Source organism: Bradyrhizobium sp. cf659 (assembly GCF_900113725.1).
In the GTDB taxonomy this organism is placed as follows: domain Bacteria; phylum Pseudomonadota; class Alphaproteobacteria; order Rhizobiales; family Xanthobacteraceae; genus Bradyrhizobium.
The window spans coordinates 152,626-179,359 of the sequence record NZ_FOQJ01000012.1; the positions used below are offsets into that span (position 1 = coordinate 152,626).

The 26,734-nt window shown below is 65.0% G+C and carries 26 protein-coding genes; 11 read left to right on the forward strand and 15 right to left on the reverse strand.

Features of this window, described 5'->3' with window-relative positions; translation table 11 throughout:
- Window positions 1-108: 108 nt before the first annotated feature.
- The 3 genes from BM118_RS33790 to folE all read right to left on the reverse strand — a co-directional run bounded on the left by BM118_RS33790 (window position 109) and on the right by folE (window position 2,569).
- Window positions 109-1,185: a lytic transglycosylase domain-containing protein gene (locus BM118_RS33790; RefSeq protein ID WP_177234929.1), complete on the reverse strand. Its 1,077-nt coding sequence runs from the start codon at window positions 1,183-1,185 to the stop codon at window positions 109-111.
- A gap of 184 nt (window positions 1,186-1,369) precedes the next feature.
- Entirely contained in the window at window positions 1,370-1,792 is a 423-nt protein-coding gene (hisI, locus tag BM118_RS33795) for a phosphoribosyl-AMP cyclohydrolase (protein WP_092191410.1), read from the reverse strand.
- A gap of 84 nt (window positions 1,793-1,876) precedes the next feature.
- Window positions 1,877-2,569: a GTP cyclohydrolase I FolE gene (folE, locus tag BM118_RS33800; protein ID WP_092191412.1), complete on the reverse strand. Its 693-nt coding sequence runs from the start codon at window positions 2,567-2,569 to the stop codon at window positions 1,877-1,879.
- A gap of 241 nt (window positions 2,570-2,810) precedes the next feature.
- Between folE and BM118_RS33805 the strand changes: the two genes are divergently transcribed.
- Complete coding sequence (locus BM118_RS33805) at window positions 2,811-3,266, forward strand: iron-sulfur cluster assembly scaffold protein (protein ID WP_027549065.1); 456 nt, start codon at window positions 2,811-2,813, stop codon at window positions 3,264-3,266.
- A gap of 117 nt (window positions 3,267-3,383) precedes the next feature.
- Here the strand turns inward: BM118_RS33805 and BM118_RS33810 are convergent, their stop codons facing one another.
- Window positions 3,384-4,277 carry a COG3904 family protein gene (locus BM118_RS33810; RefSeq protein WP_177234930.1) on the reverse strand — a complete coding sequence of 298 codons (894 nt, stop codon included), beginning with the start codon at window positions 4,275-4,277 and terminating at the stop codon, window positions 3,384-3,386.
- Between the two features lie 248 nt (window positions 4,278-4,525).
- Between BM118_RS33810 and yidD the strand changes: the two genes are divergently transcribed.
- Window positions 4,526-4,864, forward strand: coding sequence for a membrane protein insertion efficiency factor YidD (gene yidD, locus BM118_RS33815; RefSeq protein ID WP_092191414.1), 339 nt, complete (start codon window positions 4,526-4,528; stop codon window positions 4,862-4,864).
- Between the two features lie 91 nt (window positions 4,865-4,955).
- The gene (locus BM118_RS33820) at window positions 4,956-5,171 is read left to right on the forward strand and encodes a hypothetical protein (protein ID WP_177234931.1); all 216 of its coding nucleotides are present in this window, start codon (window positions 4,956-4,958) and stop codon (window positions 5,169-5,171) included.
- A 1-nt stretch (window position 5,172) separates the two neighbouring features.
- Here the strand turns inward: BM118_RS33820 and BM118_RS33825 are convergent, their stop codons facing one another.
- Genes BM118_RS33825 through BM118_RS33835 form a run of 3 tightly spaced genes read right to left on the reverse strand, consistent with a single transcriptional unit; the run spans window position 5,173 to window position 8,016 of the window.
- On the reverse strand, window positions 5,173-6,129 hold the full coding sequence (locus BM118_RS33825) for a PDR/VanB family oxidoreductase (RefSeq protein ID WP_092191418.1): 957 nt from the start codon (window positions 6,127-6,129) through the stop codon (window positions 5,173-5,175).
- Window positions 6,126-6,647 (reverse strand): MOSC domain-containing protein, encoded by a 522-nt coding sequence (locus BM118_RS33830; RefSeq protein WP_092191420.1) that lies wholly within the window; start codon window positions 6,645-6,647, stop codon window positions 6,126-6,128. The genes BM118_RS33825 and BM118_RS33830 overlap by 4 nt, the downstream gene beginning before the upstream one ends.
- 55 nt (window positions 6,648-6,702) lie before the next feature.
- A complete protein-coding gene (locus tag BM118_RS33835) occupies window positions 6,703-8,016 on the reverse strand; it encodes an MFS transporter (RefSeq protein ID WP_092191422.1) in 1,314 nt (437 codons plus the stop codon).
- Window positions 8,017-8,372: 356 nt separating this feature from the next.
- On the opposite strand from BM118_RS33835, the gene BM118_RS33840 reads away from it, so the two are divergent.
- A complete protein-coding gene (locus BM118_RS33840; protein WP_027549058.1) occupies window positions 8,373-8,936 on the forward strand; it encodes a helix-turn-helix domain-containing protein in 564 nt (187 codons plus the stop codon).
- Window positions 8,937-8,957: 21 nt separating this feature from the next.
- Here BM118_RS33840 and BM118_RS33845 read toward each other — a convergent pair whose 3' ends face one another.
- Both BM118_RS33845 and BM118_RS33850 read right to left on the reverse strand, forming a co-directional pair.
- Window positions 8,958-10,166, reverse strand: a complete 1,209-nt coding sequence (locus BM118_RS33845) for a hypothetical protein (RefSeq protein WP_092191424.1) — start codon at window positions 10,164-10,166, stop codon at window positions 8,958-8,960.
- 2 nt (window positions 10,167-10,168) lie between these two features.
- Window positions 10,169-11,536, reverse strand: coding sequence for an APC family permease (locus tag BM118_RS33850; protein WP_092191426.1), 1,368 nt, complete (start codon window positions 11,534-11,536; stop codon window positions 10,169-10,171).
- A gap of 318 nt (window positions 11,537-11,854) precedes the next feature.
- Here BM118_RS33850 and BM118_RS33855 point away from each other — a divergent pair, with 318 nt between their 5' ends.
- Window positions 11,855-13,183, forward strand: a complete 1,329-nt coding sequence (locus BM118_RS33855) for an alpha/beta hydrolase (protein ID WP_177234932.1) — start codon at window positions 11,855-11,857, stop codon at window positions 13,181-13,183.
- Between the two features lie 171 nt (window positions 13,184-13,354).
- The gene (locus tag BM118_RS33860) at window positions 13,355-13,681 is read left to right on the forward strand and encodes a GrlR family regulatory protein (RefSeq protein WP_177234933.1); all 327 of its coding nucleotides are present in this window, start codon (window positions 13,355-13,357) and stop codon (window positions 13,679-13,681) included.
- A gap of 39 nt (window positions 13,682-13,720) precedes the next feature.
- On the opposite strand, the gene BM118_RS33865 is transcribed toward BM118_RS33860, so the two are convergent.
- Entirely contained in the window at window positions 13,721-14,110 is a 390-nt protein-coding gene (locus BM118_RS33865) for a hypothetical protein (protein WP_092191432.1), read from the reverse strand.
- 89 nt (window positions 14,111-14,199) lie between these two features.
- The gene (locus BM118_RS33870) at window positions 14,200-15,372 is read right to left on the reverse strand and encodes an MFS transporter (protein ID WP_092191434.1); all 1,173 of its coding nucleotides are present in this window, start codon (window positions 15,370-15,372) and stop codon (window positions 14,200-14,202) included.
- A gap of 186 nt (window positions 15,373-15,558) precedes the next feature.
- On the opposite strand from BM118_RS33870, the gene thrS reads away from it, so the two are divergent.
- The 3 genes from thrS to BM118_RS33885 all read left to right on the forward strand — a co-directional run bounded on the left by thrS (window position 15,559) and on the right by BM118_RS33885 (window position 19,590).
- A complete protein-coding gene (gene thrS, locus BM118_RS33875) occupies window positions 15,559-17,601 on the forward strand; it encodes a threonine--tRNA ligase (RefSeq protein WP_177234934.1) in 2,043 nt (680 codons plus the stop codon).
- A 93-nt stretch (window positions 17,602-17,694) separates the two neighbouring features.
- Window positions 17,695-18,258 (forward strand): nitroreductase family protein, encoded by a 564-nt coding sequence (locus BM118_RS33880; protein ID WP_177234935.1) that lies wholly within the window; start codon window positions 17,695-17,697, stop codon window positions 18,256-18,258.
- 63 nt (window positions 18,259-18,321) lie between these two features.
- Entirely contained in the window at window positions 18,322-19,590 is a 1,269-nt protein-coding gene (locus tag BM118_RS33885; RefSeq protein ID WP_092191440.1) for a serine hydrolase domain-containing protein, read from the forward strand.
- On the opposite strand, the gene BM118_RS33890 is transcribed toward BM118_RS33885, so the two are convergent.
- Entirely contained in the window at window positions 19,576-22,038 is a 2,463-nt protein-coding gene (locus BM118_RS33890; protein WP_092191442.1) for a putative bifunctional diguanylate cyclase/phosphodiesterase, read from the reverse strand. The genes BM118_RS33885 and BM118_RS33890 overlap by 15 nt on opposite strands.
- Window positions 22,039-22,765: 727 nt before the next feature.
- Between BM118_RS33890 and BM118_RS41900 the strand changes: the two genes are divergently transcribed.
- Complete coding sequence (locus BM118_RS41900; protein WP_177234936.1) at window positions 22,766-23,107, forward strand: hypothetical protein; 342 nt, start codon at window positions 22,766-22,768, stop codon at window positions 23,105-23,107.
- A gap of 81 nt (window positions 23,108-23,188) precedes the next feature.
- On the opposite strand, the gene BM118_RS33900 is transcribed toward BM118_RS41900, so the two are convergent.
- Window positions 23,189-24,037 carry a LysR family transcriptional regulator gene (locus tag BM118_RS33900; protein ID WP_092191444.1) on the reverse strand — a complete coding sequence of 283 codons (849 nt, stop codon included), beginning with the start codon at window positions 24,035-24,037 and terminating at the stop codon, window positions 23,189-23,191.
- A gap of 102 nt (window positions 24,038-24,139) precedes the next feature.
- Between BM118_RS33900 and BM118_RS33905 the strand changes: the two genes are divergently transcribed.
- Window positions 24,140-25,132: a zinc-dependent alcohol dehydrogenase family protein gene (locus tag BM118_RS33905; RefSeq protein WP_244550296.1), complete on the forward strand. Its 993-nt coding sequence runs from the start codon at window positions 24,140-24,142 to the stop codon at window positions 25,130-25,132.
- 96 nt (window positions 25,133-25,228) lie between these two features.
- Here BM118_RS33905 and BM118_RS41905 read toward each other — a convergent pair whose 3' ends face one another.
- Together BM118_RS41905 and BM118_RS33915 are read right to left on the reverse strand one after the other, a co-directional pair.
- A complete protein-coding gene (locus tag BM118_RS41905) occupies window positions 25,229-25,462 on the reverse strand; it encodes a hypothetical protein (protein ID WP_244550297.1) in 234 nt (77 codons plus the stop codon).
- Between the two features lie 254 nt (window positions 25,463-25,716).
- Window positions 25,717-26,700, reverse strand: a complete 984-nt coding sequence (locus BM118_RS33915; protein WP_092191448.1) for an aldo/keto reductase — start codon at window positions 26,698-26,700, stop codon at window positions 25,717-25,719.
- Window positions 26,701-26,734 lie beyond the last annotated feature (34 nt).

The following is a 26,734-nucleotide window of genomic DNA, read 5'->3' on the forward strand; positions in this document are numbered from 1 at the left end:
ATAACTGGCTGGTTTTATTGACGTTTTGTTAAGGGAACCCGACCGCCTCTGCATCCGTGCCGCGGCTCTGCGCAGCAACGCTGCGCGTCCGGGACACGAGAGTGAGGGTTAGCTCGAGAACGTGCCGCTGCGATCGCTGAAGAGATCGAGCGGCTGCGGCGGCCGCACATCCGGCGTCGCTGACGCGACCGAAGTCGCTGGCGCGACCGAGGTGAGCGAGGCGTTGTTGCCCCACAATTTCTGCACCGTCGTCGAGACCGGCTGCGTGGCTTCGCCGGGCTGATAGATCGAGCGAAACATCGGCGTGCTCGATGCATTGTCCGCGACCGTCGAGGATGTCGCGCTGACCGGCGTCACGCCGCGCGCATTCGGAAAGGTCTGGAGATAAGCGGCGTTGTCGATCACGGGCGTAGTGGGCAGCACGGCATTTGCACTCGCGACCTGCGTCGTCGACGGCGTGCCGCCATACATCGCCATCGCACTGCGCGTGGTCTTCGAATTTGCCGCGCTCGCATAGCGCGCGTCCAGCACCGAATAGACTTCGGAGACGCTGCGGGCGCGGCCATCCCTGGCGTAGAAGATCGAACGGTTGGCGGACGCCGCATTGGGGAACAGCCGCGCGCCGACCGCTTGCGGATTGTCCTCGGCATTGGCGATCAGTTTTGCGGCTCCGCCGACGCCCATGAAATGCGCCATGTAGAGCTCGCTGTCGGACGGCCTGCGGCCGAGCAGACCGGTGAGCTTGAAACTGTTCGACTGCGTCAGCGCCGCCGCCATGCTGGAGGCAGCCTCCGGGTCGTCGCGCAGCTTCATGATCGACCGCTTCATCGCGGGATCGTCGACGGTGTAGCTGCCCGACGACGTCCTGGTGATGGCGTCGGCGTAGTTGCCATAGCCGAGCTGGGTCCCCGCCTCCTTCACCGTGCCGAGCCAGGTCTGGTCGATGAACTGGTAGAGCCCATGCGCGGACGACGTCGTGGCTCCCGCCGTCGGATCGAAATCCGATTCCATCTTTGCGGTGGTCAGCATGTATTGGAAGCTGACGCCCGTGATGTTCGAGGCCTGCTTGATCGCACCGGCGACACGCGCCCGCGACGGATCGAGAACCGCCGTCTGAGAGGCACTGGAATTGTCGACCGACATGATGGAGTGCCCGCCCCGCGCGGCGTTGAGCGACGCCGGCAATTCGGCGCCCTGTCGTCTCACCGTGGGACAGGTATGGTTAATGCTGGGTTAATTTGGCTCCTTGCCCGTCCCCGAGTCATTCCGGGGCGCACCGAAGGTGCGAACCCGGAATCCATTCGGCCGCGCGCGACGCCGTACGATGGATTCCGGGCTCACGCTACGCGCGCCCCGGAATGACGACAGGCTACTTCTTGTAGACCGCGTCCGGATCGAACAGCCTGTCCGCATCGACAAAGACCAGCTTCGCTCCCCCGCCCTCGGCCTCGACCTTGCGGTAGAAGCAGGACCGGCGGCCGGTGTGGCAGGCTGCGCCGATCTGCTCGACGCGGATCCAGACCGCGTCCTGGTCGCAATCGGTGCGCATCTCGACCACGCGCTGGGTCTGACCTGAAGTCTCACCTTTTCGCCACAAGGCATTGCGCGAGCGGCTGAAGTACCAGGCCTCACCGGTCGCAATCGTCTTGCGCAGCGCCTCGTCGTTCATGTGGGCAACCATGAGCACGTCGCCGGTGGCGACGTCGGTCGCCACGCAAGTCACGAGCCCGGCCGCATCGAACCGGGGCTGGAAGGACAGACCTTCCTCGATCTCATGGGAGTGAGCGGACACAACGAACCTCGCTAGAGCATGATCCGGAAAAGTGCGAAGCGGTTTTCCGAAAAGATCATGCTCAAACAATAAAGCGTCGCGAGGTCAGCGTTGCAGGCCTCGCACCAGGGACAGGAAACGGGCCTGCTCCGCCGGATTGTCGCGGAACATGCCGGTAAAGCGGCTGGTGAACGTGGAGGCGCCATGCTTGGCGACGCCGCGCACCGACATGCAGGTATGCTCGGCCTCGATCAGCACGGCAACGCCGCGGGGCTTCAGGACCTCGTCGATCGCCGCGGCAATCTGCGCCGTCAGATGCTCCTGGGTCTGGAGCCGGCGGGCGAAGATGTCGGTCAGGCGGGCAAGCTTCGACAGGCCGACGACGCGGTCCACCGGCGTATAGGCGATGTGCGCCTTGCCGTAGAACGGCATCATGTGATGCTCGCACTGCGAGGTGAACTCGATGTCGCGCACCAGCACGAAGTCGTCGTAGCCGGCGGTCTCGCCAAAGGTGCGGTCGAGCACCTCGGCCGGGCACTGGTGATAGCCCTGATAGAGCTCGTCGAAGGCCTCGACCACGCGGCGCGGCGTGTCGAGCAAACCCTCGCGCGCGGTATTCTCGCCGATATAGGCCAGCAGCGTCTTCACCGCCGCTTCCGCCTCTGCGCGCGCGGGGCGCGGCTGGTCGGCGCGGACGGCGGCAGCGAGGAATTCGGCAGGGTCAAGCTCGGCCGGGCGGCTCTCGGGCTGCCGGTCGGAGGGCTTGTTGGGGCGAAGGGATTTGATCGTAGCGTCCATATCGACTCCGTTCGACGGCCTTGCGGCCGGAGTGTCACCGGCAGACGGGGCGGCAAGCCGCCGGACGCCTGAAGACTACAGTTTTGGCGAAAAAGGTCCGCAGTCTCTAACGTCGGCCGCGTGGTCCTCGATCACCGCCGCCGGGCCGCTGGACTGTTTTTCCACCCGTTCCGACCCTATATAGGACCCTGGACGGCGCCCGCCAAGGCCGATCCGGTGCGGAAGTGTTGGACTCCATCACATGCTGAACGACATTTATAACAAGCGGATCATCGAGTTGGCCGGGAATATTCCGCGCCTCGGGCGGCTGTCGGCCCCCGATGCCACCGCGACTGCCCACTCCAAGCTGTGCGGTTCGACCGTGAAGGTCGATCTCAAGATGAGTGGAGACACCGTCACCGACTTCGCCCACGACGTGAAGGCCTGTGCACTGGGACAGGCCTCTTCATCCATTATGGCAAGTCACGTCGTCGGCTCGACTGCGAGCGAACTCCGTGAGTTACGCGAAACCGTTCGCAAGATGCTCAAGGAGAACGGCGCGCCTCCTGAAGGCAAATGGGAAGAGATCAAGTTCCTCGAGCCGGTCCGCGACTACAAGGCGCGCCATGCCTCGACGCTCCTGACCTTCGATGCGGTGGTCGATGCCATCGGTCAGATCGAGGCGAAGGCGAAGCAGCCGGCTGCGGCGCAGGGCTGAACCGCCCGCGTCATTCCGGGGCGTCGCAAAGCGACGAACCCGGAATCCCGAGATTACAGCGCGAGATTCCGGGTTCGCGCTACGCGCGCCCCTGAATGACTGCCAAGATTTAAGATCTTACTTCTGCGAGCCCGCGCTCGGCGCCGTCCCGGTCGGCACGACGACTTCCGCCGTCTTGGTCGACTTGGCCGGCTGCTCCGGTTCCACGCCGAACCTGGCCTGCGTCTTCGGTGCCAGCTCCGCCATGGCCGGCGCCGTGACGTCCACATGCGGCAGCACGTCGGCCACCAGGTCGGTCGTCACGAGATTGGTGAGCTTGAGCTCGCCGGTGTCCAGCTCGTGCAGATCTTCCCAGGGCGGGACGCTGAGCGCGAGCGACAAAAGATCGCCGGCGCCGCCCATGTCGAAGGTGTATTTGGCAAGGCGGCCGATGTCGCGTTCCACGATCATCAGATCCTGCGCGCTGTAGGTCGCCGCCTTGGCGTCGTCGGCACGGTCGCCCATCCAGATCTGGTGGACCCGGACATGGGCGGCGTCCGGCACGTAGCGCTTCTTGCCGGCCAGCAGCAGGAACACGCACATGGATTCGCAATAGGCCTCAGGCGCGACCGCCGGACGGGCCGACTGCCCGCCGCGGTTCTGAACGCTGATGCCGACCGTGGTCAAAAGCCCGAGATTGCGGAAGCGCCTGCCGAGCGTGATCGCATCGTTGACGGAACCGCCGCTGGAATCGAGCACGACGGTCGCGCCGCCGAGCTGGCGTCCGCGCGAAAACTCCTCGAAGTCCCTGGGTGTATCGGCGGTGATGATGCCAACCGCGCTGACCCAGCCGCGGCAATTCGGTTCGCAGGCGACCCAGCTGAACTTCATCGGCAGCTTGCGCTCTTCGAGGGCAGCAGCGGCATGAGCCTTGGTGCCGGTCGTAGCGACAGCTCCGGACAGTGCGATGCCGAGTGCGGCAGCCCCGAGCACCAACCGGCCGCGACGATCAAGGGAGTTCAGAAGTCTCAATCTGGTTCCTTCCCCAAGCCCCAAAGGTTCCCCGACAATCCCCGGTAGCGCCCTCTGAGTCCATCATACACGAGTATGCTTCTACACGCGGACGTCATAAAAATGGTATCCGGGGGAATACAGATCGTCCATAGGTACTTGCTGCACTGCTCCCAAAAAGCACGTAAAATATGGCGCGCAAACAACACCTTGCTGTTCCCTGCACCGGAACCGGGCAACACCTCGCCAACGATCGCGGCAAAGCGCACATGAAGCATTCAGCCTGCGAGCATTGTTCCATTCCCGTCGAGAGCGCGCTTCGCCTCCCGCGCAGATTCGGTCGCGCGCTGATCTGGCTCTACCGTCATACGCTCTCGCCGCTGGTCGGCTACAATTGCCGGCATCTTCCGACCTGCTCCGTCTACGGCGACGAGGCGATCGAACGTTTCGGACTCTGGGCCGGTGGCTGGATGACGCTCGCGCGCCTGCTTCGCTGCAATCCGTACGGCACGTCAGGCATCGACAACGTACCGCTCACCGCGCCGTCAGGAGCACGCTGGTACTTGCCTTGGCGTTACGCGCGCTGGCGCGGCGTCAACGCCCCCTAAGTTTGTTGCGGTGCTTTGCGCATCGCTGCCCAGAGTGGAACCGGAACTTTCTCCTCGCGTTGTTTTGATGCTCCCGCGGGAGGAAACAACAATGCGCTGGAAAATCAGCCCTCATTTTCTTCACTTCAGGCGTGGTCCGCATCCCAAGTTCAATCCAAGGGGGCACGATCCAAGAACAATCGATGTGCTCGCCATGATCGCCCTGCTGGCGCTCGTGCTCGGCTCCGGCTGGTATCTGGCGACGAGCTTGGCGACACCGCCCAGCACCACGGCGTTCATCGTGCCGAGCCAGAGCGTGCACTGGTAGCTCAGAGATCGAGCACCAGCCGCTCCGCGTCTGATCCGGCGACGCAAACCATGAGATAGCGCTCGCGCTCATACGGCGACAGGATGCGGTCGCGATGCACCGGCTTGCCCTCGATCCATCCGACCTTGCAGGCGCCGCAGATGCCCCCGCAGCAGGAGGTCGCGATGTCGACGCCTCCTTCCTGCAACGCGGCGAGCATGGTCTGACCGGCACGCACCTGGATCTCGGCGCCCGAGCGCGCAAGTGACAGCGTGAAGGGCTTTGCGTCGGGATCGATGACCGGCGGCGGCGCGATGAAGCGCTCGATGTGGACATTGGCTGCGGGCCAGGCTGCGGTCACCTGCTCGAAATCCTCAGTCATGCCTTCCGGCCCGCAACAGGCGACCAGCGTGTCCGCCCCGCCCTCCCCGATGAGCGCCGCGAGATCAGGACGCCCGGTCAGCGACGTGCAATGCACGACGACACGGCCCGCGTCGATCAGTGGCGCGAGATGCGCGGCCAGCGGCACCTCCTCGCGCACGATCAGATGCAGCACGAAGTCGGCATCGCCAGTTCGCGAAAGATGCCGCGCCATCGACAGGAACGGCGTCACGCCGATGCCACCGGCGATGAACACATGGCGCGCAATGCCTGCACCGGAATCGAGCCCGCCGCGCGGCAGCGAGACGCCGATCACGTCGCCGATTGCAACCTCGTCGTGAAGCGCGCGCGAACCGCCACGCCCGTCAGCCTCTCGCTTGACCGCAACAACATAGCGCGCATTGTCGGCGGGCTCGTTGCACAGCGAATAGGTGCGGACGAGTCCGTTCGGCAGATGCAGGTCGATATGCGCGCCGGGCTTGAAGGGCGGCAGCTCCCACCGGTCGGGATCGGCCAGTGTGAACAGTTTTATGCCTGCCCCCGCCTCCTCGATGCCGGCGACGACCGTCTTGATCGTCGTGATCGGACGCACCTTCATGCCCCGTTCCGCACGGTATCGCCGACCTTGACGATGCCGCCTTGCAGGATCTTGCAGTTCAGGCCGGAGCGATTGATCAGGGGATCGAAGATCGCCTTGCCGGTGATCTCTTCGATATGCCGGCACGGCACCGACAACCGGGTTGCCTCCAGCAGGGTTTCCCCGAGCCAGAAGCGGCGGCCGACCAGATGATTCAGCGGCACGCCTTCGACCGTGACGTTGCGCCGATGCTCCTCCGGGCCGAGCTCGATGCCAGCATCACGCTTGAGCGCAACCAGCGTCTCGAGCTCGAACAGGGTGACCTGCCGGCCCTCTTCCGGCTTGTGCGAATAGAACCCCTCTTCGTTGCCGATCATGTAGCGGTCGCCCTCGATCCCCTTGCCGGCAACGAGGGTGATCGTCTCAGCTGCGCGCATCGGCAGGAACGCACGCGGGGCGAGATGGAGGAAGCGCACCACGCCGGTCCAGCCGAGCTGCGCTGTCTTCTGCGCCGAGCCGGCGCTGACGGTGTCGAGCATGACAAAATCCTTGTGAGAAGCGATGGCGCGCCGCAAGACGCGGCGCGCCGCGGGATCAGGTCAGTTCCTTGTTCGCCATTTCCGGCGCGAACGTGGTCGCAGTTGCCGTGATGGCCGCGCAGGCGATCAGCAGCAGCGAGACCGGCCAGGTTGCGCCGCCGCTCCAGGCCATCAGAGACGCCGCGATCAGCGGCGTCAACCCGCCGCTCAGGGCCGCGCCGACCTGGAATCCGAGCGAGGCGCCGCTATAGCGCAGCCGCGCGGTGAACAGCTCGGAGTACCAGGGCGCGCCGATGCCGAACATCACCATCTGGCCGAAGGTGATCGCGACCACGATGGTGCAGATGACGATGGTGGGATCGCGGGTATTGAGCAGCCAGAACAGCGGGAAGGCAAACAGCGCCGAGAACAGGCAGCTCGCATAGAACATCGTCTTGCGGCCGACGAGGTCGGACAACCAGCCGAACAAGGGAATGGCGAGCAGCGCGACCAGCGATGCGGCGAACGCGCCGTTCAGCACCACCGTGCGCGACAGACCGAGATTGGCCGTGGCGTAGGACATCACGAACACGCCGCCGATGCTGGCATAGGCGATCTCGGAGATCTTCAGCCCGACCGCGGTGAAGAACGGCCTGCGGTGATGCCTGAAGATCTCGACCAGCGGCAGTTTCGCGACGTCCTTCTTGGCCTGGACCTGACGGAAGGCCGCAGTCTCTTCCATGTTGAGGCGGATGTAGAGACCGACGCCGACCAGGAGGATCGAGATCAGGAACGGAATGCGCCAGCCGTAAGCCATGAAGTCGCTTTCCGGCAGGCTCGCCACCAGCGCAAACATGCCGATCGCGGCGAGGTTGCCGATGGGATTGCCGACCTGCACCATGCTGCCGAGCAGGCCGCGGCGGTGCGTCGGACAGTTCTCCACCACCATCAGCACCGCCCCGCCCCATTCGCCGCCGAGGCCGATGCCCTGGAGGAAACGCAGGCCGATCAGGAGCAGCGGTGCGGCGATGCCGATCTGCTGGTAGGTCGGAAGCAGGCCGATCAGGAAGGTGCCGATGCCCATCACCATGATCGTGATCGCGAGCATCGCCTTGCGACCGACGCGGTCGCCGTAATGACCGAAGATCGCAGCGCCCAGCGGCCGCGCCAGGAAACCGACCGCATAGGTGCCGAAGGCGGCGATGGTGGCGAGCGTGGGATTGCCGGCCGCGAAGAACACCTTGTTGAACACCAGCGCGGTCGCCGTGCCGTAGATGAGGAAGTCGTACCATTCGACCGCGGTGCCGATCACGCTCGACCACACGATCCGTCGCAAGCTCGCCGCCTCGTCCGGCGCTACGTTCACGGTTACGTCGTCTGCTACGGTCATCGATCTCTCCAAAAGGTACCGGCGCCTGGGAAAAGCAGTTGGTTCCGTCCGCGGAGCCCATCGGCAGCCGCGGCGGTAAAATCGATCATGTTTACTGCTGGAAATCAACGCCACGGAACGCGGCAAATGCCGCCGATCGCGGCAGAGTGCACTTATTGCACTATTTTTCGGCTTGTTTTCGTGAAATACCAGCTCGTCTGCCCACAATATCCGCGGCGCTGCTCGAAATTTCTGCGCGATAGTTTTCCTTTGGAATACACCTGCGCCTGACCCGGAACAGGCCGGGCGCGCCGCCGGGCTGGCAGTTCGGCGGCATCTGATGCAAAAGAGGCATCAGCAGTTCAGGAGACTCATGCGTGCTTGACGTCAGCAAAGCGACAGCGGTCGGGGCCAATATCCGCCAGGCGCGGATTGCCAAGGGCCTGACGCTGGATCAGCTTGCCAGGCAGAGCGACCTCACGCGCGGCTACATTTCGCTGGTCGAGCGCAACCTCAAGATCCCCTCGCTCGCCGCGCTGCTGCGCATGGCCGCCGCGCTCGAGGTCAATGTCGCGAACTTCTTCGACCCGAACGCCGAGCCCGCGCCGCGCTACACGCTGTTCCGCCGCGAAGGCGGCAATGTCCCGCTGTTTCAGGACACCTTTGGCGTGGTCCCGCTGGCAACCGGCCGCACCCGCAAGATGATGGAGCCGTTCCTCCTCAGCCCGCCGCACAAATCGGCGACGCGCGCCTCGCATGCCGGCGAGGAGTTGCTCTTCGTCGTCAACGGGAAGATTGCGATCAAGCTCGACGGCGAAGAGCTCGTCCTCGGCAAGGGCGACTGCCTGTATTTCTCGGGCGAGACGCCGCACGAGGTCCGGAGCCTCGGCCGGCAGAAGGCCGAAGTGCTCGTCGTCGTCGCCCAGAACGCGACGACGTAACGCCGGACTTCGGCAAATGGCCTAGCGGAACCAGAAGAAACGCCCGGATGGCGGGACGGATTCGGGCGGACGCAGCCGTTTCGGACGCGGCGGTTTTGGCGGCTCGGCGGATGAGGTGGTCTCCGCAGCAGGCGCAGCCTCGGTCCCCGGCACTTTCACCGACAGCAGCAGGTTCGATTCATGCGTGCGCCAGCGATAACCGACGCCGAAATCGATCGGCTGGGCGCGCGTGAACAGTTCGGCATAGCGCTCCTGGTAACGGCCGGGGAATTCTGCGATCGGTCCGAGGTAGCGGCCGAACGGGAAGAACCGCCACTGCCGCGCATTGTAGTTCGCGAGCGGAATGCCGGAATCGTCCTGGATGATGGTGGCGCTGTTGACGAGCAGCCAGTCGCGCACCGTCGTGAAGTTGCCGGAGTGCAAGAGATAGGACGCGCTCTTGATCAGGCTGTTGCCGGGCCCGAGGGTCTCGCAGAACTTCAGGAAGCCGGTCGCACGTGCGCCGGGATTGGAGAGATCGGTCGAGAAATAATACAGCGTGCGCGCTTCGCCTTCGGGGCCGGCGAAGGTGATGCGGACGCCGCGCGTCGCATTCGGCCCCGGATTGTCGTTGCCCGCATGCATCCCGCCCTTGTTGTCGAGCGCGACCATCTCGACGTTGCGGATGGTCTTGCCGGAGCGCGCGAGGAAGACATAGAGGATCGGCAAGGTGCCGTTGACCTGGTTGGCGTGCAGGTCGACCTTCATCTGCTTGGTGATGAAGAAGGAGAAGCTCAGGATCGAGGCGAGCGAGCGCTCGACATTGTAGAGCGCAGCGCTGACCGAACCGCGCGGCAGCCGCGTCAGGTCGGGCACGGCGCCGACCGGCTCCAGCGCACCGAGCACGTAGGTGCTGGCCTTGGAATAGAAGGCGTTGGCGTAGAGGAAGTCCGGGCCGCTGAACATGTAGAACATGGTCGGCCTGGGCGCGGCGAGGTTGACGTCGGACCAGGTGCGGATCTTCGAGAGCTGCCGCTGCTCGAGCTGGGCAAAGGCGCCGTCGAAGAATTTTGCGTGATGCTGCCAGGACGGGTCTTTGGTGAGCGCCACCAGCGGCGAGTCCGCCGATGGCTGCATCCCCGCAAGGAAGCGCGCGGTGTCGTCGAAGGTGACGTCAGCGGCACGCACGGACGAGGCGGCCGCAGCCAGGAGGGCAAGAGCGACGGCCGCAATTCTCAAGGGTCGAAACATGTCTATTCGCGATTGTGTGACGTGCCAGCGGCGACCGGCCGCCTGCGGAAAACAGCGTAGATCAACAGGCCCGAGAGCATGAGGAGCATCCCCGACAGCGACTGCACCGGCCGCTCGGTCAAGAGGTAGTACATCATGAACGCGGTCACGAGCAGGAAAACGAGCGGGGTGAACGGGTATCCCCAGGCGCGATAGGGCCGTGGCAGGTCAGGATCGGTGATGCGCAGCTTGATGACGCCGGCGACCGTGAAGAACGAGCAGAACAGAAGCGCGAACTGGATGAAGTCGAGCACCGCCTCGAAGCTGCGCGTGAACAGCAGCAGGGTCGCGACCGCGAGCTGAAACAGGATGGCATAGGCCGGCGCGCCGCTCACCGATCGTTTCGAGAACACGCGCAGCGCCGGAATGTCCTCCCCCATCGTCATCATCACGCGCGGGCCGATCCACATCATCGCGCTGATCGAGGAGATCAGGCCGACGCAGATCATGGCACCGACGATCCGGCCGCCGAGGCTGCCGAAGATGGCGGTGCCGGCGACGCTGGCGACATCGAGCTGGCCGGCGAGCGCGCCGACCGGCGTCGAGTAGAGAAACACCGCGTTCAGTGCGACATACAGCACGAGCACGATCAGCGTGCCCGCGAGCAGCGCGCGCGGCAGGTTCTGCTGCGGCATGTTCATCTCGCCGATGATATAGGTCGCCGCATTCCAGCCCGAGAACGAGTACATCACGAAGACGAGGCCGATCGCGAAGGGCGCGCTGACGATGTGCGCGAGGTCGCCCGGCTGCGGCGTGAAGGCGATCGGCTGCGGCACGCCGATGATGAAGCCGGCGACCAGGAAGGCGACGATCAGCACGACCTTCAGGATGGTCGAGATCAACTGGAAGGTCGAGGAGTGCCTGACGCCGGTCAGTTGCACGAGCGAAACCAGCCACACCACGCCGATGGCGAGCGGGATCGGCGGCAGGTCTGGGAAGACCGATTTGGCATATTCGCCGAAGGCCATCGCGGCGAGCGCGACCGGCGCGGCAAAGCCCACCGTCGCCGAGACCCAGCCGGCGAGAAAGCCGAAGGCGGGATGATAGGCGCGGCCGAGGAAATTGTATTCGCCGCTCGAGCGCGGGAACATCGCCCCTAACTCGCTGTACGAGAACACCCCGCACAACGCGACGATGCCGCCGACGCTCCACAGCAGCAGGATCGAGAAGCCGGACGGGATGTCCTTGACCTGGAAGCCGAGGCTGGTGAAGACGCCGACCCCGATCATGTCGGCAACGACGATGGCGGTCGCGACCAGAACGGAAACGCCCGCCCCCCTTCCGGTCAGCCGGCCAGTCCATGGCGCAGTTCCCGCATCTGATGCCGTCATCGGGGTCCTTAACCTCAGGCCTCACGCCTCGTGGGAAGCATCGTGCAGTTTGGTCAGTCAATTCAAGCAGGGTTAACAAGGGTTAAATGAGGCAAGGGAAATAGGTATCAAAGCACCATTTAAGCATGGTCCCGGACGATAAACACCGGAGAATCCCGTTTCCGATCCCCACAATCACGACACGATTGCATGGTCCCTTTGAGCGTTCCGGATGTGGGGAAGTTTCTCCGGACACTTAACGTCGCCTAAACGCCAGTCGGCTCAATTGTCTCAAGATTAGCCGCTGGGCTTGTGGTCATGACTTGGGGTCATGGGTGGATGGTCGGGGCCGTTCCGAAGAAAATGAGAGCTGACATTCGTGCCCATCGGACGCCGTCCGATGGGCGCGGTCGTGCGCTCCGGATCGGCCTGATCTCAGCCTTGGTGCCGCTCTCGCTCACACTGGTTCAATGCGGCAACGCGCCGAATACGGCGGCGCTCGCGGCGAACTCGCAGGCCAATGTCCAGGTCGTCGCCAAGACCAATCCGCAGGTTGCGAGCGGCGACACGTTCGAGGATCGCTTCCCCGCCCCGCAGTTCAAGGAGCGCTTCCCCTCGGCGGGCGAGAGCTTCCTGCAACGGCAGATGTCGGATTTCTCGCCCAAGCGCGCCGTGCAGCAGCAGCCACAGCCGGAGCAGGCACCCTATAAGGTCGCCTCGCTCGCACCGCAGGTGCCCTACCAGCGTCCGCCCCGCGAAGACCTGACGACGCTCGTCAGCATGAAGTCGTCGGCCTTCCCCTATTTCGGCAACAACCCTGCCTCCGACGCGCCGTTCCTCAACATCTCCAAGGGCGACCGCCGCGGCCACCGCAGCTATTCGGGGCGCGTCTACTGGCAGGACGAGACCTACAGCGACAGCCGCGTGCTGGTGCACGTGCCCGAGCATTTCGACGTCCGCAAGCCGGGCGTGATCGTGGTGTTCTTCCACGGCAATGGCGCGACGCTGGAGCGAGATGTGCGCGACCGGCAGCTGGTGCCGCACCAGATCACCGATTCCGGCGCCAATGCCATCCTGCTTGCGCCGCAGATGGCCGTCGATGCCGCCGATTCCAGCGCCGGAAAATTCTGGCAGGCGGGCGGCCTCAAGCGCTTCATGGATGAATCGGCGAGCCACCTCGCCCGCCTCACCGGCGATCCCAACAGCGCGCGTGCCTTCGCCAACATGCCGATCGTCATCGTCGGCTATAGCGGCGGCTTCCTGCCGACGGCCTGGAGCCTCGAGGTCGGCGGCATCAGCGAGCGCGTCCGCGGCGTCGTGCTGCTCGACGCCGTCTATGGCGAAATGGACAAGTTCGCCTCCTGGATCGAGAGTCACCGCTCCGGCTTCTTCGTCAGCTCCTACACCCGCTACACCGCACGGCGTGACCGCGAGTTGATGAGCATGCTCAGGCAGAAGGGCATCAGCGTCTCCGAGGACATGGACGGCCCCTTGCGTCCCGGCAGCGTGGTGTTCGTCGAGACCGGCGACGGCATCACCCATCGCGACTACGTGAACCGCGCGTGGACGCAACATCCGCTCAAGGACGTGCTGGTGAAGATGTCGGCAACGCCGGCGCTGGCGCTGACGCGCGTGGCGGCGACCACCCCATCGGCATCGAACCGATAGTCCCGACATTGCGCCAGCCGGTATTTCGGTGCGCTGCCCGCAATTCTCTCAAGCCGTGATCAAAATCTGATGTTGATGGCCGGCATCCCCGGGCGCCACCGGATTGTTTCCGCTGGCAACGATCATAGTTTGCCGGCCAAGTTGGATTTGGAATTTCTGCGGGGACAGGTCGTGCGTCAGGGATTGTACAAGGTCGACTTCCACACGGTTCACGGGACCGGCTGCGGCGTCGTCTATGTGATGGATGGCAAAATGCGCGGCGGCAATTCCGCCTTCGCCTTCATGGGCACCTATACGGGCGAAGGCGACACGATCAAGGTCAAGATCTCGACCCAGCGCTACAACGACGACCCGTCCTTCAAGGGGCTGTTCGGCATCGACCGCGTCACGCTGACGCTCACCGGCCGCGAGGACGGCGACGCGGCGGAATTCGAAGGCAGCGCGCTGCAAGTGCCGGGCGTTGCCTTCAGGGCCGTGCTGAACCGGATCGGCGACTAGCCGTCCGGCTCCAAGGTCGCGAGCTTCAGGTCTTGACGTTCAGCTCTTGGGCAGCTTCGGAATGCTCTCGGCAAAACCGTTGAAGCAGGCCAGCCGCTCGTCCTCTTCCTTGAAGAAACGGCAATCGGCGTAGCCCTTGGCCTTCGCCGGCTTCGGCTTCGGCGCCGGCGGAATCACGGCGTCGTAGCAATTGAGGCGGTCCTTGGTGCCGTCGTCGAGGTCGAGGCAGGCCTGCAGCCGCGCGGCGATCGATTGCGGCTTGCCCTTCGGCGCCGCGGCCGGCTTGGCTGCGGCCTCCTTGGTCCCTGCTTTGGTCGCCTTCGGCTTGACCTGCACCAGCGGCTTGTCCCCGACCATCGGTGGCTTGTCGGCTTGCGCAAACGCGGAGGCTGAATAGAGCACCGCGGCAACCGCCAGAATCATCCTCATCTCAGTCAACTCTCTTTGGTCCCCATGACCGGCGTTCTAGCGCTCCCGCGCGCGGTTTGCCAAGGACCTTGCAGGCACGAAAACGGGGATCAGGCCGCGGCGGCAGCCGGCCGGGGCCGGGTCAGCATCACCAGGACCAGCGCCAGCACGACGAAGCCGACCGCAACGAAGCCGAGCGGATGCAGGAGCTCGCGGGCGAACAGCAATCCGCCGATGGCGGAGCCGACCGCCTGGCCGATATAGAGGACGGAGGTGTTGAGCGCGACGGTGGCGGACGCAAGTGGCGGCGCTGCCGCGACCAGCCGCACCTGCTGCATCGAATTGGTCGAGGCAAAGCCGAGGCCCCAGATCGCGACGGCACCCGCCATCAGGGTGAGCGTGCCGGCGCCGAGCGCCCAGCCCGTGATGCCCGCAAGCAGCAGGCAGGTGAACAGCAGCGAGGTGCGATAGGGCCCCCAGGTATCGACGATGCGGGTCGCGATCACGACGCCGAGGAAACCGCAGAGGCCGTAGATGCCGAACACCATGCCGATTGCGTCCGGCCCCGCCCCGGTCAGCTTCTTGAGCAGCGGGCCCATGAAGGTGAACACCACGAACTGCCCGGACATTTGCAGCATAGTGATCGCGAGCAGCAGCAGAACCGTCCTGCTGCGGCCGACCGCGCTCCAGGTCTTCAGGTCTACCGGCGTGCCCTTCAGTCCGGCAGGCAGGCGCAGCAGCAACAACAGGAAGCTGATGCAGCCGAGCGCGCCGATCCCGCCATAGGCCGCGCGCCAGCCGTAGCGGCTGGCAATGAAGGTGATCAGCGGCAGGCCAACGGCGGCGGCGAGCGACCAGCCGAGAAAGATATAGGCAATGGTGCTGCCGCGCCGCTCCACCGGCACGATCAGCGCCGCCGTGCCGGCCGCCTGCGGCGTATACAGCGCGCCGACCGCGAGCATCACCAGGCGGATGACGAGGAGGCTCGCATAGTCGGGCGCAAACGCCGAGGCGAGATTGCCGAAGGCGAGCACCGCCAGCGTCGTCGCAAGCAGCGTCCGCCGTTCGATGCGGCTCGTGAGCCAGGCCGTCAGCGGCGAGCCGATGCACAGCGTGATCGCGCCGAAGGTGATCAGGAGCCCGGCCGCGTGGATGCTGATGCCGAGCCCGGCGGACAATTCCGGCAGCATTCCCGCCGGCGCCAGCACCGAACAGCCGGTGACGAGATTGCCAAGCATCAGGGCGGTTGGCGCGAAACGGCCGGCGGCGGCAGATTTTTGCATGCAAGTGCATGTAGAGCGGGATTGCCGCCGGTTAAAGGCCGCCGCTCGAAATAGTCGGTGCAAGGTCGCAACTTTTGCGTGCCACTTTCTTGGAAATGCCGGATTGCGCAGGCCGAATCGCCTGATATATCGCTCGTTCCCGCTTACCTGCGCTCGTTCGCAGGAGTGAGCCTCAGGAGAAAAGCAATGACCGACCAGCCCAAATCCGAATCCGGCTTCCAATACAGCCTCAGCAATCTAAAGCCCGTGAACCCCGCGCCCAAAGTCACCCTCACCTTCCCCGACGGCGCCCGGCGCGAATACGACAAGAGCATCACCGGGCTCGAGATCGCCAAGGGCATCTCGCCGTCGCTGGCCAAGCGCACGGTCGCGATGGCGCTCGACGGCGTCGTCGCCGACCTCGACGATCCCATCGAAGCCGATGCCAGGATCGAGCTGATCAACCGCGACGATCCGCGCGCGCTCGAGCTGATCCGCCACGACTGCGCGCACGTGCTCGCCGAAGCCGTGCAGACGCTGTGGCCGGGCACCCAGGTCACCATCGGCCCGGTGATCGAGAACGGCTTCTATTACGACTTCTTCCGCAACGAGCCGTTCACGCCGGAAGACTTTGCCGCGATCGAGAAGAAAATGCGCGAGATCATCGCGCGCGACAAACCCTTTACGAAAGAGGTTTGGGATCGCGAAAAGACCAAGCAGGTGTTCCGCGACAAGGGCGAGGCCTTCAAGGTCGAGCTGGTCGACGCCATTCCCGGCAACGAGCCGATCAAGATCTATTACCAGGGCGACTGGTTCGACCTGTGCCGCGGTCCGCACATGACCTCGACCGGCAAGGTCGGCAATGCCTTCAAGCTGATGAAGGTGGCCGGCGCCTATTGGCGCGGCGATTCCAACAATCCGATGCTGACCCGCATCTACGGCACGGCCTTCGCCAAGCAGGACGATCTCGACGCCTACCTCAAGCAGATCGAGGAGGCCGAAAAGCGCGACCATCGCAAGCTCGGGCGCGAGCTCGACCTCTTCCACTTCCAGGAGGAAGGTCCGGGCGTCGTGTTCTGGCATCCGAAGGGCTGGACCATCTTCCAGCAGCTGATCGCCTATATGCGCCGCCGCCTGACCGGCGATTACAGCGAGGTCAACGCGCCGCAGATCCTCGACAAGGTCTTGTGGGAGACCTCGGGCCATTGGGGCTGGTACCGCGAAAACATGTTCGCGGCACAGTCGGCCGGCGACGAGGCCGAGGACAAGCGCTGGTTCGCGCTGAAGCCGATGAACTGCCCGGGCCATGTCCAGATCTTCAAGCACGGCCTGAAGAGCTACCGCGACCTGCCCTTGCGGCTTGCCGAGTTCGGCGTGGTGCATCGCTATGAGCCGTCCGGCGCCATGCATGGCCTGATGCGCGTGCGCGGCTTCACCCAGGACGACGCGCACATCTTCTGCACCGAGAACCAGCTCGCCGAGGAATGCCTGAAGATCAACGATCTCATCCTGTCGACCTACGCGGATTTCGGCTTCACCGGCGATCTCACCGTGAAACTGTCGACCCGGCCCGACAAGCGCGTCGGCACGGATGCGATGTGGGATCACGCCGAGCGCGTGATGGCGACGGTGCTGCGCGAGATCCAGTCGCAGAACAACCACATCAAGACCGAGATCAATCCGGGCGAAGGTGCCTTCTACGGCCCGAAGTTCGAATACGTGCTGCGCGATGCCATCGGCCGCGACTGGCAGTGCGGCACCACGCAGGTCGACTTCAACCTGCCGGAGCGGTTCGGTGCGTTCTACATCGACCACGACGGCGGCAAGAAGCCGCCGGTGATGGTGCATCGCGCGATCTGCGGCTCGATGGAGCGCTATATCGGCATCCTGATCGAGCACTATGCCGGCAACTTCCCGCTCTGGCTGTCGCCGGTGCAGGCCGTGGTGACGACCATCACCTCCGAAGGCGACGAGTACGCCAAGCAGGTCCTGGAGCAGGCCCGGCGCGCTGGGCTTCGGGTCGAGATCGACCTGCGCAACGAAAAGATCAACTACAAGGTCCGCGAGCACTCGCTGGCCAAGATCCCGGCACTGCTCGTGGTCGGCAAGAAGGAGGCCGAGACGCATTCGGTCTCCGTCCGCCGCCTCGGCAGCGACGGCCAGAAGGTGATGACGACGGCGGAGGCGATCGCCGCGCTGGTCGAGGAAGCCACCCCGCCGGACGTCGTCCGGGCACGGGGCGCGGCCTGATCCCTGAAATCGATCTAAATTCGCTTCCGGTTGCGGGCGTGCATGCTTATCTCCGCATGGCACGCCCGACGACCAGCTGAAGAGGATATCGCAGTGCCCGACGCCATCGAACTCCTGAAGACCCGCCGCTCGGTCAAGCCGCGCGAGATGACCGGGCCCGGCCCTTCGGCGGCCGAGCTCGAGACGATCCTCACCATCGGCGCGCGCGTGCCCGACCACGGCAAGCTCGCCCCCTGGCGCTTCATCATTTTCGAAGGCGATGCGCGCCAGCGCGCCGGCGAGGTGATCGCAAAGGTCTTTGCGCGGAAGAACCCCGGTGCACCGGCGGCCGATGTCGAGATCGAGCGGAAGCGGCTCACCGATGCCCCGCTCGTGATCGGCATCGTCAGCTTCACCAGGCCGCATCCGAAGGTGCCGGCCTTCGAGCAGGAATTGTCGGCGGGTGCCAGCGCCATGAACATCGTCACGGCCGCGACCGCACTCGGCTACGGCGCCTGCTGGCTGACCGGCTGGTTCGCCTTCGATCGCGACGTGCTCGACGGCCTCGGCCTCAAGCCGGACGAAAAGCTCGCCGGCTTCATCCATATCGGCAAGCCGACCAAGCCGAGCGAGGACCGTCCGCGACCGTTCCTTTCGGAAATCGTGACGCGTTTTTAATCGATGTCTTGTTGACGCCTTCGACGTCTTGCGGCTTTGTTCCCGGTGAGGGAGGAAGCCCGGATGAAGCGTCGCGAATTTCTGGTCGGGGCCGCGCTGCTCGCCGGCACCGCGGCGCGGGGCCGCGCCGCCGACATCCCTGCCCCGTCGGCGGATGGACTCGACCGCATCACGGCGTTTTTTGACAACGAGGTGGGAAGCGGCCGGTTGCCGGGCGCGGTCATCCTGGTCCAGCAGCACGGCAAGCCGGTCTACCTCAAGACGTTCGGCGTGCGCGATGTCCGGACCGGCCTCGCCATGACGCCGGACACGATCTTCGCCATCCACTCGATGACCAAGCCGATCACGTGCCTTGGCGCGATGATGCTGATCGACGAGGGCAAGCTTGCGCTCGCCGACCCCGTGTCGAAATACATCCCGCTCTTTGCCGACACCAAGGTGGGCCTCGAGATCACCAAGCCGGACGGCAAGCTGGAGCTCGACCTCGTGCCGCCGGTCCGCCCTGTCAACATCGAGGATCTGCTGCGGCACACTTCGGGCATCAGCTACGACTATATCGGCGGCAAATGGGTCGAGCAGGCCTACAAGGCGGCCAACATCTTCGAAGGCCAATTCAACAACAGGGAATTTGCCGACCGGATCGCGAAGCTGCCGCTGGCGCGGCAGCCGGGAACGCTGTGGCGCTACGGCCATTCCACCGACGTGCTCGGCGCCATCATCGAGATCATCTCGGGCCAGACGCTGTACGATTTCCTGAAGCAGCGCATCCTCGACCCGCTCGGAATGAGCAGCACCAAATTCACGCTGGCGACGGAGGACGAGCTTGCGCGGATGGCGCGGCCGCTGCCGAACGATTTCATCCTGCTCGCCGCCGAGCGTGACCGCCTCGATCATCCCGAATGGCAGTCCGGCGGCGGCGGCCTGCTCTCGACCGTCACCGACTATCAGCGCTTCTCGCAGATGCTGCTCAACGGCGGCGAGTTCGAGGGCAAGCGCTACCTCAGCCCCGCCGCGTTCAAGGCCATGACGACCGATCACATCGGGCCCGGCTCCGGCGTCGGTCGCGACTATTTCTATTTCCCGGGCGACGGCTTCGGTTATGGCTACGGCCTTGCGGTGCGTACCGATCCCGGCAATGCGAAGCCGCCGCCGCCGGGCTCGATCGGCGAGTTGAAATGGGACAGTGGCAGCGGCACCTATTTCGGCGTCGATCCCAAGCTCGACATGGTCTACCTGATGATGCAGCAGACCCAGAACGAGCGCAGCCGCATCACGCCTGCCTTCAGGGAACTGATCTACGGCACCTTTCCGCCGGAGCTACGCCGCCCGTGAGGCGCGCTGGCCGAAATCGGCCAGCAGCTTTGCGATCTCGGCGGCGGGCCGCGCCGCGCTGAACAGAAAGCCCTGCACCTCGTTGCAGCCCTCGGCGCGGAGCCAGTCGAGCTGGTCCTCGGTCTCGACGCCTTCCGCGGTCGTGGTGATGTTGAGGCTGCGGCCGAGGCCGGAGATCGCGCGCACGATCGCGACGCAATCGGGCCGCTGCGCCAGGTCCTTGACGAAGGAGCGGTCGATCTTGATCTTGTCGAAGGGGAAGCTGCGGAGATAGCTGAGGCTGGAATAGCCGGTGCCGAAATCGTCCATGGAGATGCCGACGCCGAGCTCGCGCAGCTGATGCAGGATCGCGAGATTGGCATCGGTCTCGGCCAGGAAGATCGACTCGGTGATCTCCAGTTCGAGTCGCTTCGGCGACAGGCCGGACTGGGCCAGCGCCGAGATCACGACCTGGACCAGGTTGCGGCTGCGGAATTGCGCCGGCGACAGATTGACCGCGACCTTGACGTCGACGGGCCATTTCACCGCCTCGGCACAAGCCTCGCGCAGCACCCATTCGCCGAGCTGGGTGATCAGGCCGATGTCCTCGGCGACCGGGATGAACTCCGCCGGCGAGATCATGCCCTTGTCGGGATGACGCCAGCGCAGCAGCGACTCGAAGCCGGAGATGCGATCGGAGGCGATCGACACCAGCGGCTGATAGTGCAGCTCGAACTCGCCATTGGCAAAGGCGCGGCGCAGATCGAGCTCCATGTCGCGGCGCTTCTGCGCCTGGAGATCCATCTCGCGCTCGAAGAAATGGTGCACGCCGCCGCCGTCGGATTTGGCGCGGTACAGTGCCATGTCGGCGTTGCGCATCAACTCCTCCGACGTCACGCCGTCGCCGGGCGAGAGCGCGATGCCGATGCTGGCGCCGATCACCATCTCCTGGCCGTCGATCTCGTATGGCGACTTCAGCATGTCGATCAGCAGGGTCGCGCAGGCGCTGGCCTCGTTCGGCGAGACGTCGGCCGCCAGAATCACGGCGAACTCGTCGCCGCCGAGCCGGGCCGCGAGATTGGCGCCGCGGACCGCGGTGGTCAGGCGCTCGGCGACCTCCTTCAACAGGCGGTCGCCCGCCGGATGCCCGAAGGAATCGTTGATGTTCTTGAACAGGTCGAGATCGATGTAGAGCACCCCGACCCGCTTTCCGCCGGCCTGGTCGAGCGCCTGCCTGAGGCGCTCCTGGAAATATTCGCGGTTCGGCAGGTCGGTGAGCCCGTCATGGTGCGCCATGTGGGCGATGCGTGCCTCGGCCTTGCGCCGTTCGGTGATGTCGACCACCGCGACCAGATAGCCGTCGCGGTCGTCGAAGGCGACGCGGCGGCCGAAGGTGAGCACCTCGATCTCGCTGCCGTCGGCACGCAGGTGCCGCCAGTTGCGCGAGGAGTGATAGGTGTCGCCGACGCGATCGAGCGCTTCGGCGTGGCTGTCCCACTCGTCCTCCGGCCAGATCTCGTGCAGCTTCATGCGCAGGAAGACGGCGCGGCTGTAGCCGTAATGCTGGACCGCGGCATCGTTGACGCCGAGGAACTGCTTGGTCTCGGCGTCGAACACCCACATCGGCATCGGGTTGTTGTCGAACAGCAGGCGGAACGAGGCGTCGCGCCGTTTCAACGCGGTGACGTCGGAGATCGTCAGCGAGAGCACGTCGGCGAAGGCGGTGGCGCTGAGCCGGAGATGCCGGCCATCGTGCTCGATCTCGAGCTGTTCGCCGCGGCCGCCGCAGACGGCCTTGAGCAGGAATTCCATGATGTCGGGCGCGGCCAGCAGCGTGCTGCCCTCGCCGATCCGGCGCCACAGCAGGCCGGCACTTGCGACCTTCAGCAGCGTGGCGGCGCTCTGGTTGTGATGCACGATCTGGAGATCGAACGGCTTGCCGCCGGCATCGCGCAGCGTCGCCAGCGAGATCACCGCGTCGTCGGTCGAGGCGAAAATCGCATCCAGCAGATTGTATTGCGCGCCGCGCTCGTTGACATAGGCGCCGACCAGCGTCGCGCCCCAGCGCGAGGCGGTCGGCAGCGCCAGCACATCGTAGGTCCTGACCATGCCATCGCGCACGCAATGCGCGCTCGCCTGGTGCGGCCGTCCGTTCGCAAGCGCGCTCGCCGCCGCTTCCGACAGCGCCGTGGCGCAATCGGGCGAGAGCTCGGCGACGGGGATGTCCCAGCGCTCCTCGCCCAGCCATTTCTGCACGTAGCGCCCGCTGCGCGACAGTTCGAGCGCGCCGTCGTTCTTGAGCAGCGCGATATGGTCGGCGAGCCGGCCGAGGCTGCCGAGCATCACGTCCTCGTAGCGCGGCAGCCGTTCGCCCGGCTTCAACGCGGCGCGCCATTTGCGCTGAAGCACCGGGATGTCGTCAAACATTTCGGCGGCCGGTTTTCCCGGCATCTTCTTCGCGGCACTCATCGCAGTCCCCAACGCACTTTCCGAGGGGCATCCAATGCAGGTGCACTTAATGGCGTGTAAAGAGCGCGCGGGCGCAGGTTCCATTCGGCGATTATGACAGTTTTAAGTCAGGCGTTGGTTAGTAGCCGTTAGAGACTATGACGGTTTTGTTTTTGCGGGCTGCGCGAAGTCATCGCGCTGTTGCCTGTCGTCCTGGCGAAAGCCAGGACCCAGAACCACCGAACTTGGTTGCTGCGAACGGTATTGCCACATCGCGCTTCGACAACGCTGACCGGGGTCATGGGTCCTGGCTTTCGCCAGGACGACGTTGGAGATAGCAGGCGCAAACTGCATCAACACCGTCATTGCGAGCGCAGCGAAGCAATCCAGAGTCCCTCCGCGGAAAGATTCTGGATTGCTTCGCTGCGCTCGCAATGACGGAGTATGTGGTGATAGCGTCGCTCAATTCGTATTCCCATCGCAGACACACCTTCGCATCCTCGCGGCTTGTCTCGCCCGAGCTTTGCTTCGTCGCTCCACCCTCAGATGAAAGAGGGCGCAGGGAAGGCCGGGAGCCGGTTGGCTCCCATTGGCCGCCATGCCAAACGCGGATTGCGCTACGATGCACAGCGGGAAACAGGGCAACCGGGGACATCCCGGCCTTCCCTGCGCGATGGTTGGAACGGCTTATATCGTGCTCTCCCCGGGGAGCGATGCACTATTGCCCCCGTCGCCCTGCGGATGGCTGATGCGCGCGGTCCGGTCGGACCACACCCATCACCGCAAGACTTGGCGCACAGACCCCGGGCGCCAGGACGACACGATTTGGCCGTACGCCGATCACACCGGTCGTGCGCGCGATGGTCTCGCTCACGGTTGCCCGCCCTGCGATGCGTTTCGCGCCGATGTGACCCACGTCCACCGCCGCCCGGCCCGCGTTCGTGACGATCGCGATACGCCCCTCTTCCTTGGGCCGGAGTGCGCGCACTATCCGCCAATTCCGAATTTCGGTAAAGTGGAATATTTTCGCCGCCGCGCGTTGACCGGCATCTTGCGTGTCTTGCCCGTCGGGCAACGCAAGGTGTTGTAGCCCGGATGAGCGAAGCGACATCCGGGACTCGCGGCACGAATGGTCCCGGGTGTCGCTTCGCTCACCCGGGCTACGAAACCGTCATGCCAACTTCTCAATCACGAGATCGAGCAGCGCGCGCAAGCGCGCCAGGCGCCTCAGGTCGCGGTGATAGCCAACAAAAGTGTCGCGGCCGGGCGGGACCATGCCGATGTCGAGCGCGACGAGGCGGCGGTCGCGGTCGCCGAGCGGACGCGGCAGCACGGCCAATCCGCCGCCGCCGGCGCAGAGTTCGGCCTGCGCCTGGCGGTTATTGCTGCGCGAGGCGATTTCCGCCCTCGGCAGCACGCGCTTCAGCCACACTGCATCGGGCATGTCGGCGAATTCGGCGTTCATGGTGACGACGCGGACGCCGCTGCCGTCGCCGGCGCGCGGCGGCTTGCTGCCTTTCTTGCCGTAGAGCGCGTAGGGAATGTGAAGCAGCTTTCGCGAGATCACCTCGGGCTCACTGAACGGCTTGATGCGGAAGACGAGATCGGCCTCGCGGCGCGGCAGGCTGTAGAGGCGCGCGTCGGTCAGGAGCTCGACAGTCACCTTGGGGTGACGCTTGCCGAAGGCCGCGATCACCGGCGAGAGTATCACCGTCCCGAACCAGTCCGACGACGACAGGCGCAGCAAGCCGTCGAGCTGCGTCTCCGCGCCGGTCGCATGCCGCTCCAGCGCCAGCGCCTCCTCCTCGATCCGCTCCGCATGACGCAGCACGGCGGTGCCCTCGTCGGTCAGGACAAAGCCGTCGGCAGTGCGCTGGAACAGCGTCTGGCCGAGCGCGGCCTCGAGCGCACGAAGCCGCCGGCCCATCGTCGGCTGGGTCTGGCCGATTTTTCGCGCGGCCGCCCCCAGCGTGCCTTCGCGCGCAATCGCCAGGAAGACGCGCAGATCGCTCCAGTCCATCGGAGGCCCTCATACAAAAATGCACGACGATCGTACATCCTCGTTTCTTCCCATGCAAAAAATCATGGGCATATTGGAGGCCGACAACGGAGCAAGACAATCATGACGAGACCATCGACGATGCGCGCGGCCATTCTGGAAGCCCACAACGCGCCGCTGCGGCTCTCAACCATCTCCACGCCCGCGATCGGCCCGCGCGAGGTGCTGGTCCGGGTGCGCACGAGCGGCGTCAATCCGCTCGACACCAAGATCCATGCAGGCTCCGCGGCGCATGCGCGCCATCCGCTGCCTGCCATTCTCGGCCTCGATCTCGCCGGCGTGATCGAACAGATCGGGCGCGACGTCTCGCGGTTCAAACCGGGCGATGAAGTGTATGGCATGACTGGCGGCGTCGGTGGCGTGCCGGGATCGCTCGCCGAATACGCAGCCGTAGATGCCGACCTGCTGGCACCCAAGCCTGCCAATCTCAGCATGCGCGAGGCGGCAGCGCTGCCGCTGATCTTCATCACGGCCTGGGAAGGCCTGATCGACCGCGCGTCCCTGAAGGCCGGCCAGAAGGTGTTGATCCATGGCGGCGCCGGCGGCGTCGGCCATGTCGCGATCCAGATCGCGCGCGCGTTCAGAGCAGATGTGTTCGCGACGGGCTCAGCGTCGCAGCGCGCCACGATCGAAGGCTTTGGCGCTGTCTTCATCGACCGCGACACCTCGGTCGAGGCTTACGTTGCGGAGCACACCGGCGGCCGCGGCTTCGACATCGTCTACGACACCGTCGGCGGCAAGGTGCTCGACGCCTCCTTCGCGGCCGTGCGCCGCTTCGGTCATGTCGTGAGCGCACTCGGCTGGGGCACGCATGCGCTGGCGCCACTGTCGTTCCGCGCCGCCACCTATTCCGGCGTGTTCACGCTGCTGCCGCTGCTGACGGGCGAAGGCCGCGCGCATCACGGAGAGATCATGAGCGAGGCGACGCGCCTGGTTGAAGACGGCAAGCTCGTGCCGCTGGTCGATGCCAGGCGCTTCACGCTCGAGAGCGTTGGCGAGGCCTATGCGCTGATCAGGGATCATGCGGCGAAGGGCAAGCTGGTGGTCGATGTCTGATCTTGTCGTCCGGATCAGCGAAGCGACATCCGGGATCTTGCCGACGCTGTCCCGGGCATCGCTTCGCTCACCCGGGCTACGGAACGACGGACGCGGCTAATCCTCGCTGGATGCCGCCGAGCGGTTGCGCAAGTAGGCCTGCGACAACAGGAAGAACAATGCGCGCTCGCCATGATACTTGGCGGACGGCCGGGTGCGCTCGAACCCGTCGGCAAATATCTTGCCGGACTGGTCGCACACCTGCCATCGCCAGCCAAACCGCTTACGCCTGGTGAGGATCACTTCGAACATGCCGACGGGCTTGGTCCCCTGCTCCTGCCGGTCTCGCAAGCGCGCACGCCTGCTCCGGCCTCCCCCGTTAGACGGATGCCCGACATATAACGCAGCGGGATGGAAAGAGAATAAAATTGATTATCGGAAACACGTATCTTGCACCGGCTGTGACGAAGTCGCGACGCCTGTGGAATAAGCCGATGTTTCCGGTGTTCTGCGGACGCATGATAGCGCTGACAGAGGTATTCAAATCCGAACACAGGACGAGAACGCCCGGTAAGCGAACGCTCACCGGGCGTTGATGCGAGATGTCAGCGGCCGACTCGCGCCTGGAGATGCGCAGGATAGCGATCGCCCTGCACCGCGACCTTGGCCAGCACCGCCGCAATGGCAGCAAGATCCGCCTCCGACAGCGTCACCGCGGCGGCGCCGACATTCTCCTCGAGCCGGTGCAGCTTGGTGGTGCCGGGGATCGGCACGATCCACGGCTTCTGCGCCAGCAACCAGGCCAGCGCGATCTGCGCCGGCGTCACTTTCTTCGCCGCGGCGATCTCGCCGAGCAGATCGACCAGGGTCTGGTTCGATTTTCGTGCGCTGGATGAGAAGCGCGGTACGATGTTGCGGAAGTCGCTCTTGTCGAACGTCGTGCTTTCGGTGATCGCACCGGTCAGGAAGCCCTTGCCGAGCGGGCTGAAGGGAACGAAGCCGATGCCGAGTTCTTCCAGCGTCGGCAGGATCTCCTGCTCCGGCTCGCGCCACCACAGCGAATATTCGCTTTGCAATGCGGTCACGGGCTGCACCGCATGGGCGCGGCGGATGGTTTGCGCGCCCGCCTCCGACAGGCCGAAATGCAGGACCTTGCCGTCGCGGATCAGGTCCTTCACCGCGCCCGCGGTGTCCTCGACCGGCACGTCGGGATCGACGCGGTGCTGATAGAACAGGTCGATGCGGTCGGTCTTCAGCCGCTTCAAGGCGGCCTCCGCCACCGCCTTGACGTTGGCTGGCCGGCTGTCGAGCCCGTCTTCGACCTTGCCGCCCTTGAAGCCGAACTTGGTGGCGATCACGACCTTGTCGCGGAATGGCGCCAGCGCTTCGCCCAAAAGCTCCTCATTGACGAAGGGGCCATAGGCCTCGGCGGTGTCGAAGAAGGTGACGCCGCGCGCGAAGGCGGTCCTGATCAGCGCGATCGCCTGCGAGGTCTCCGTCGCCGGGCCATAGCCATAGCTCAGTCCCATGCAGCCGAGGCCAAGCGCCGAGACCTCCAGACCACTCTTGCCCAGTTTGCGCATCTGCATCGCAGTTCTCCTTGAAATCTCGTCCGGCTGCGAA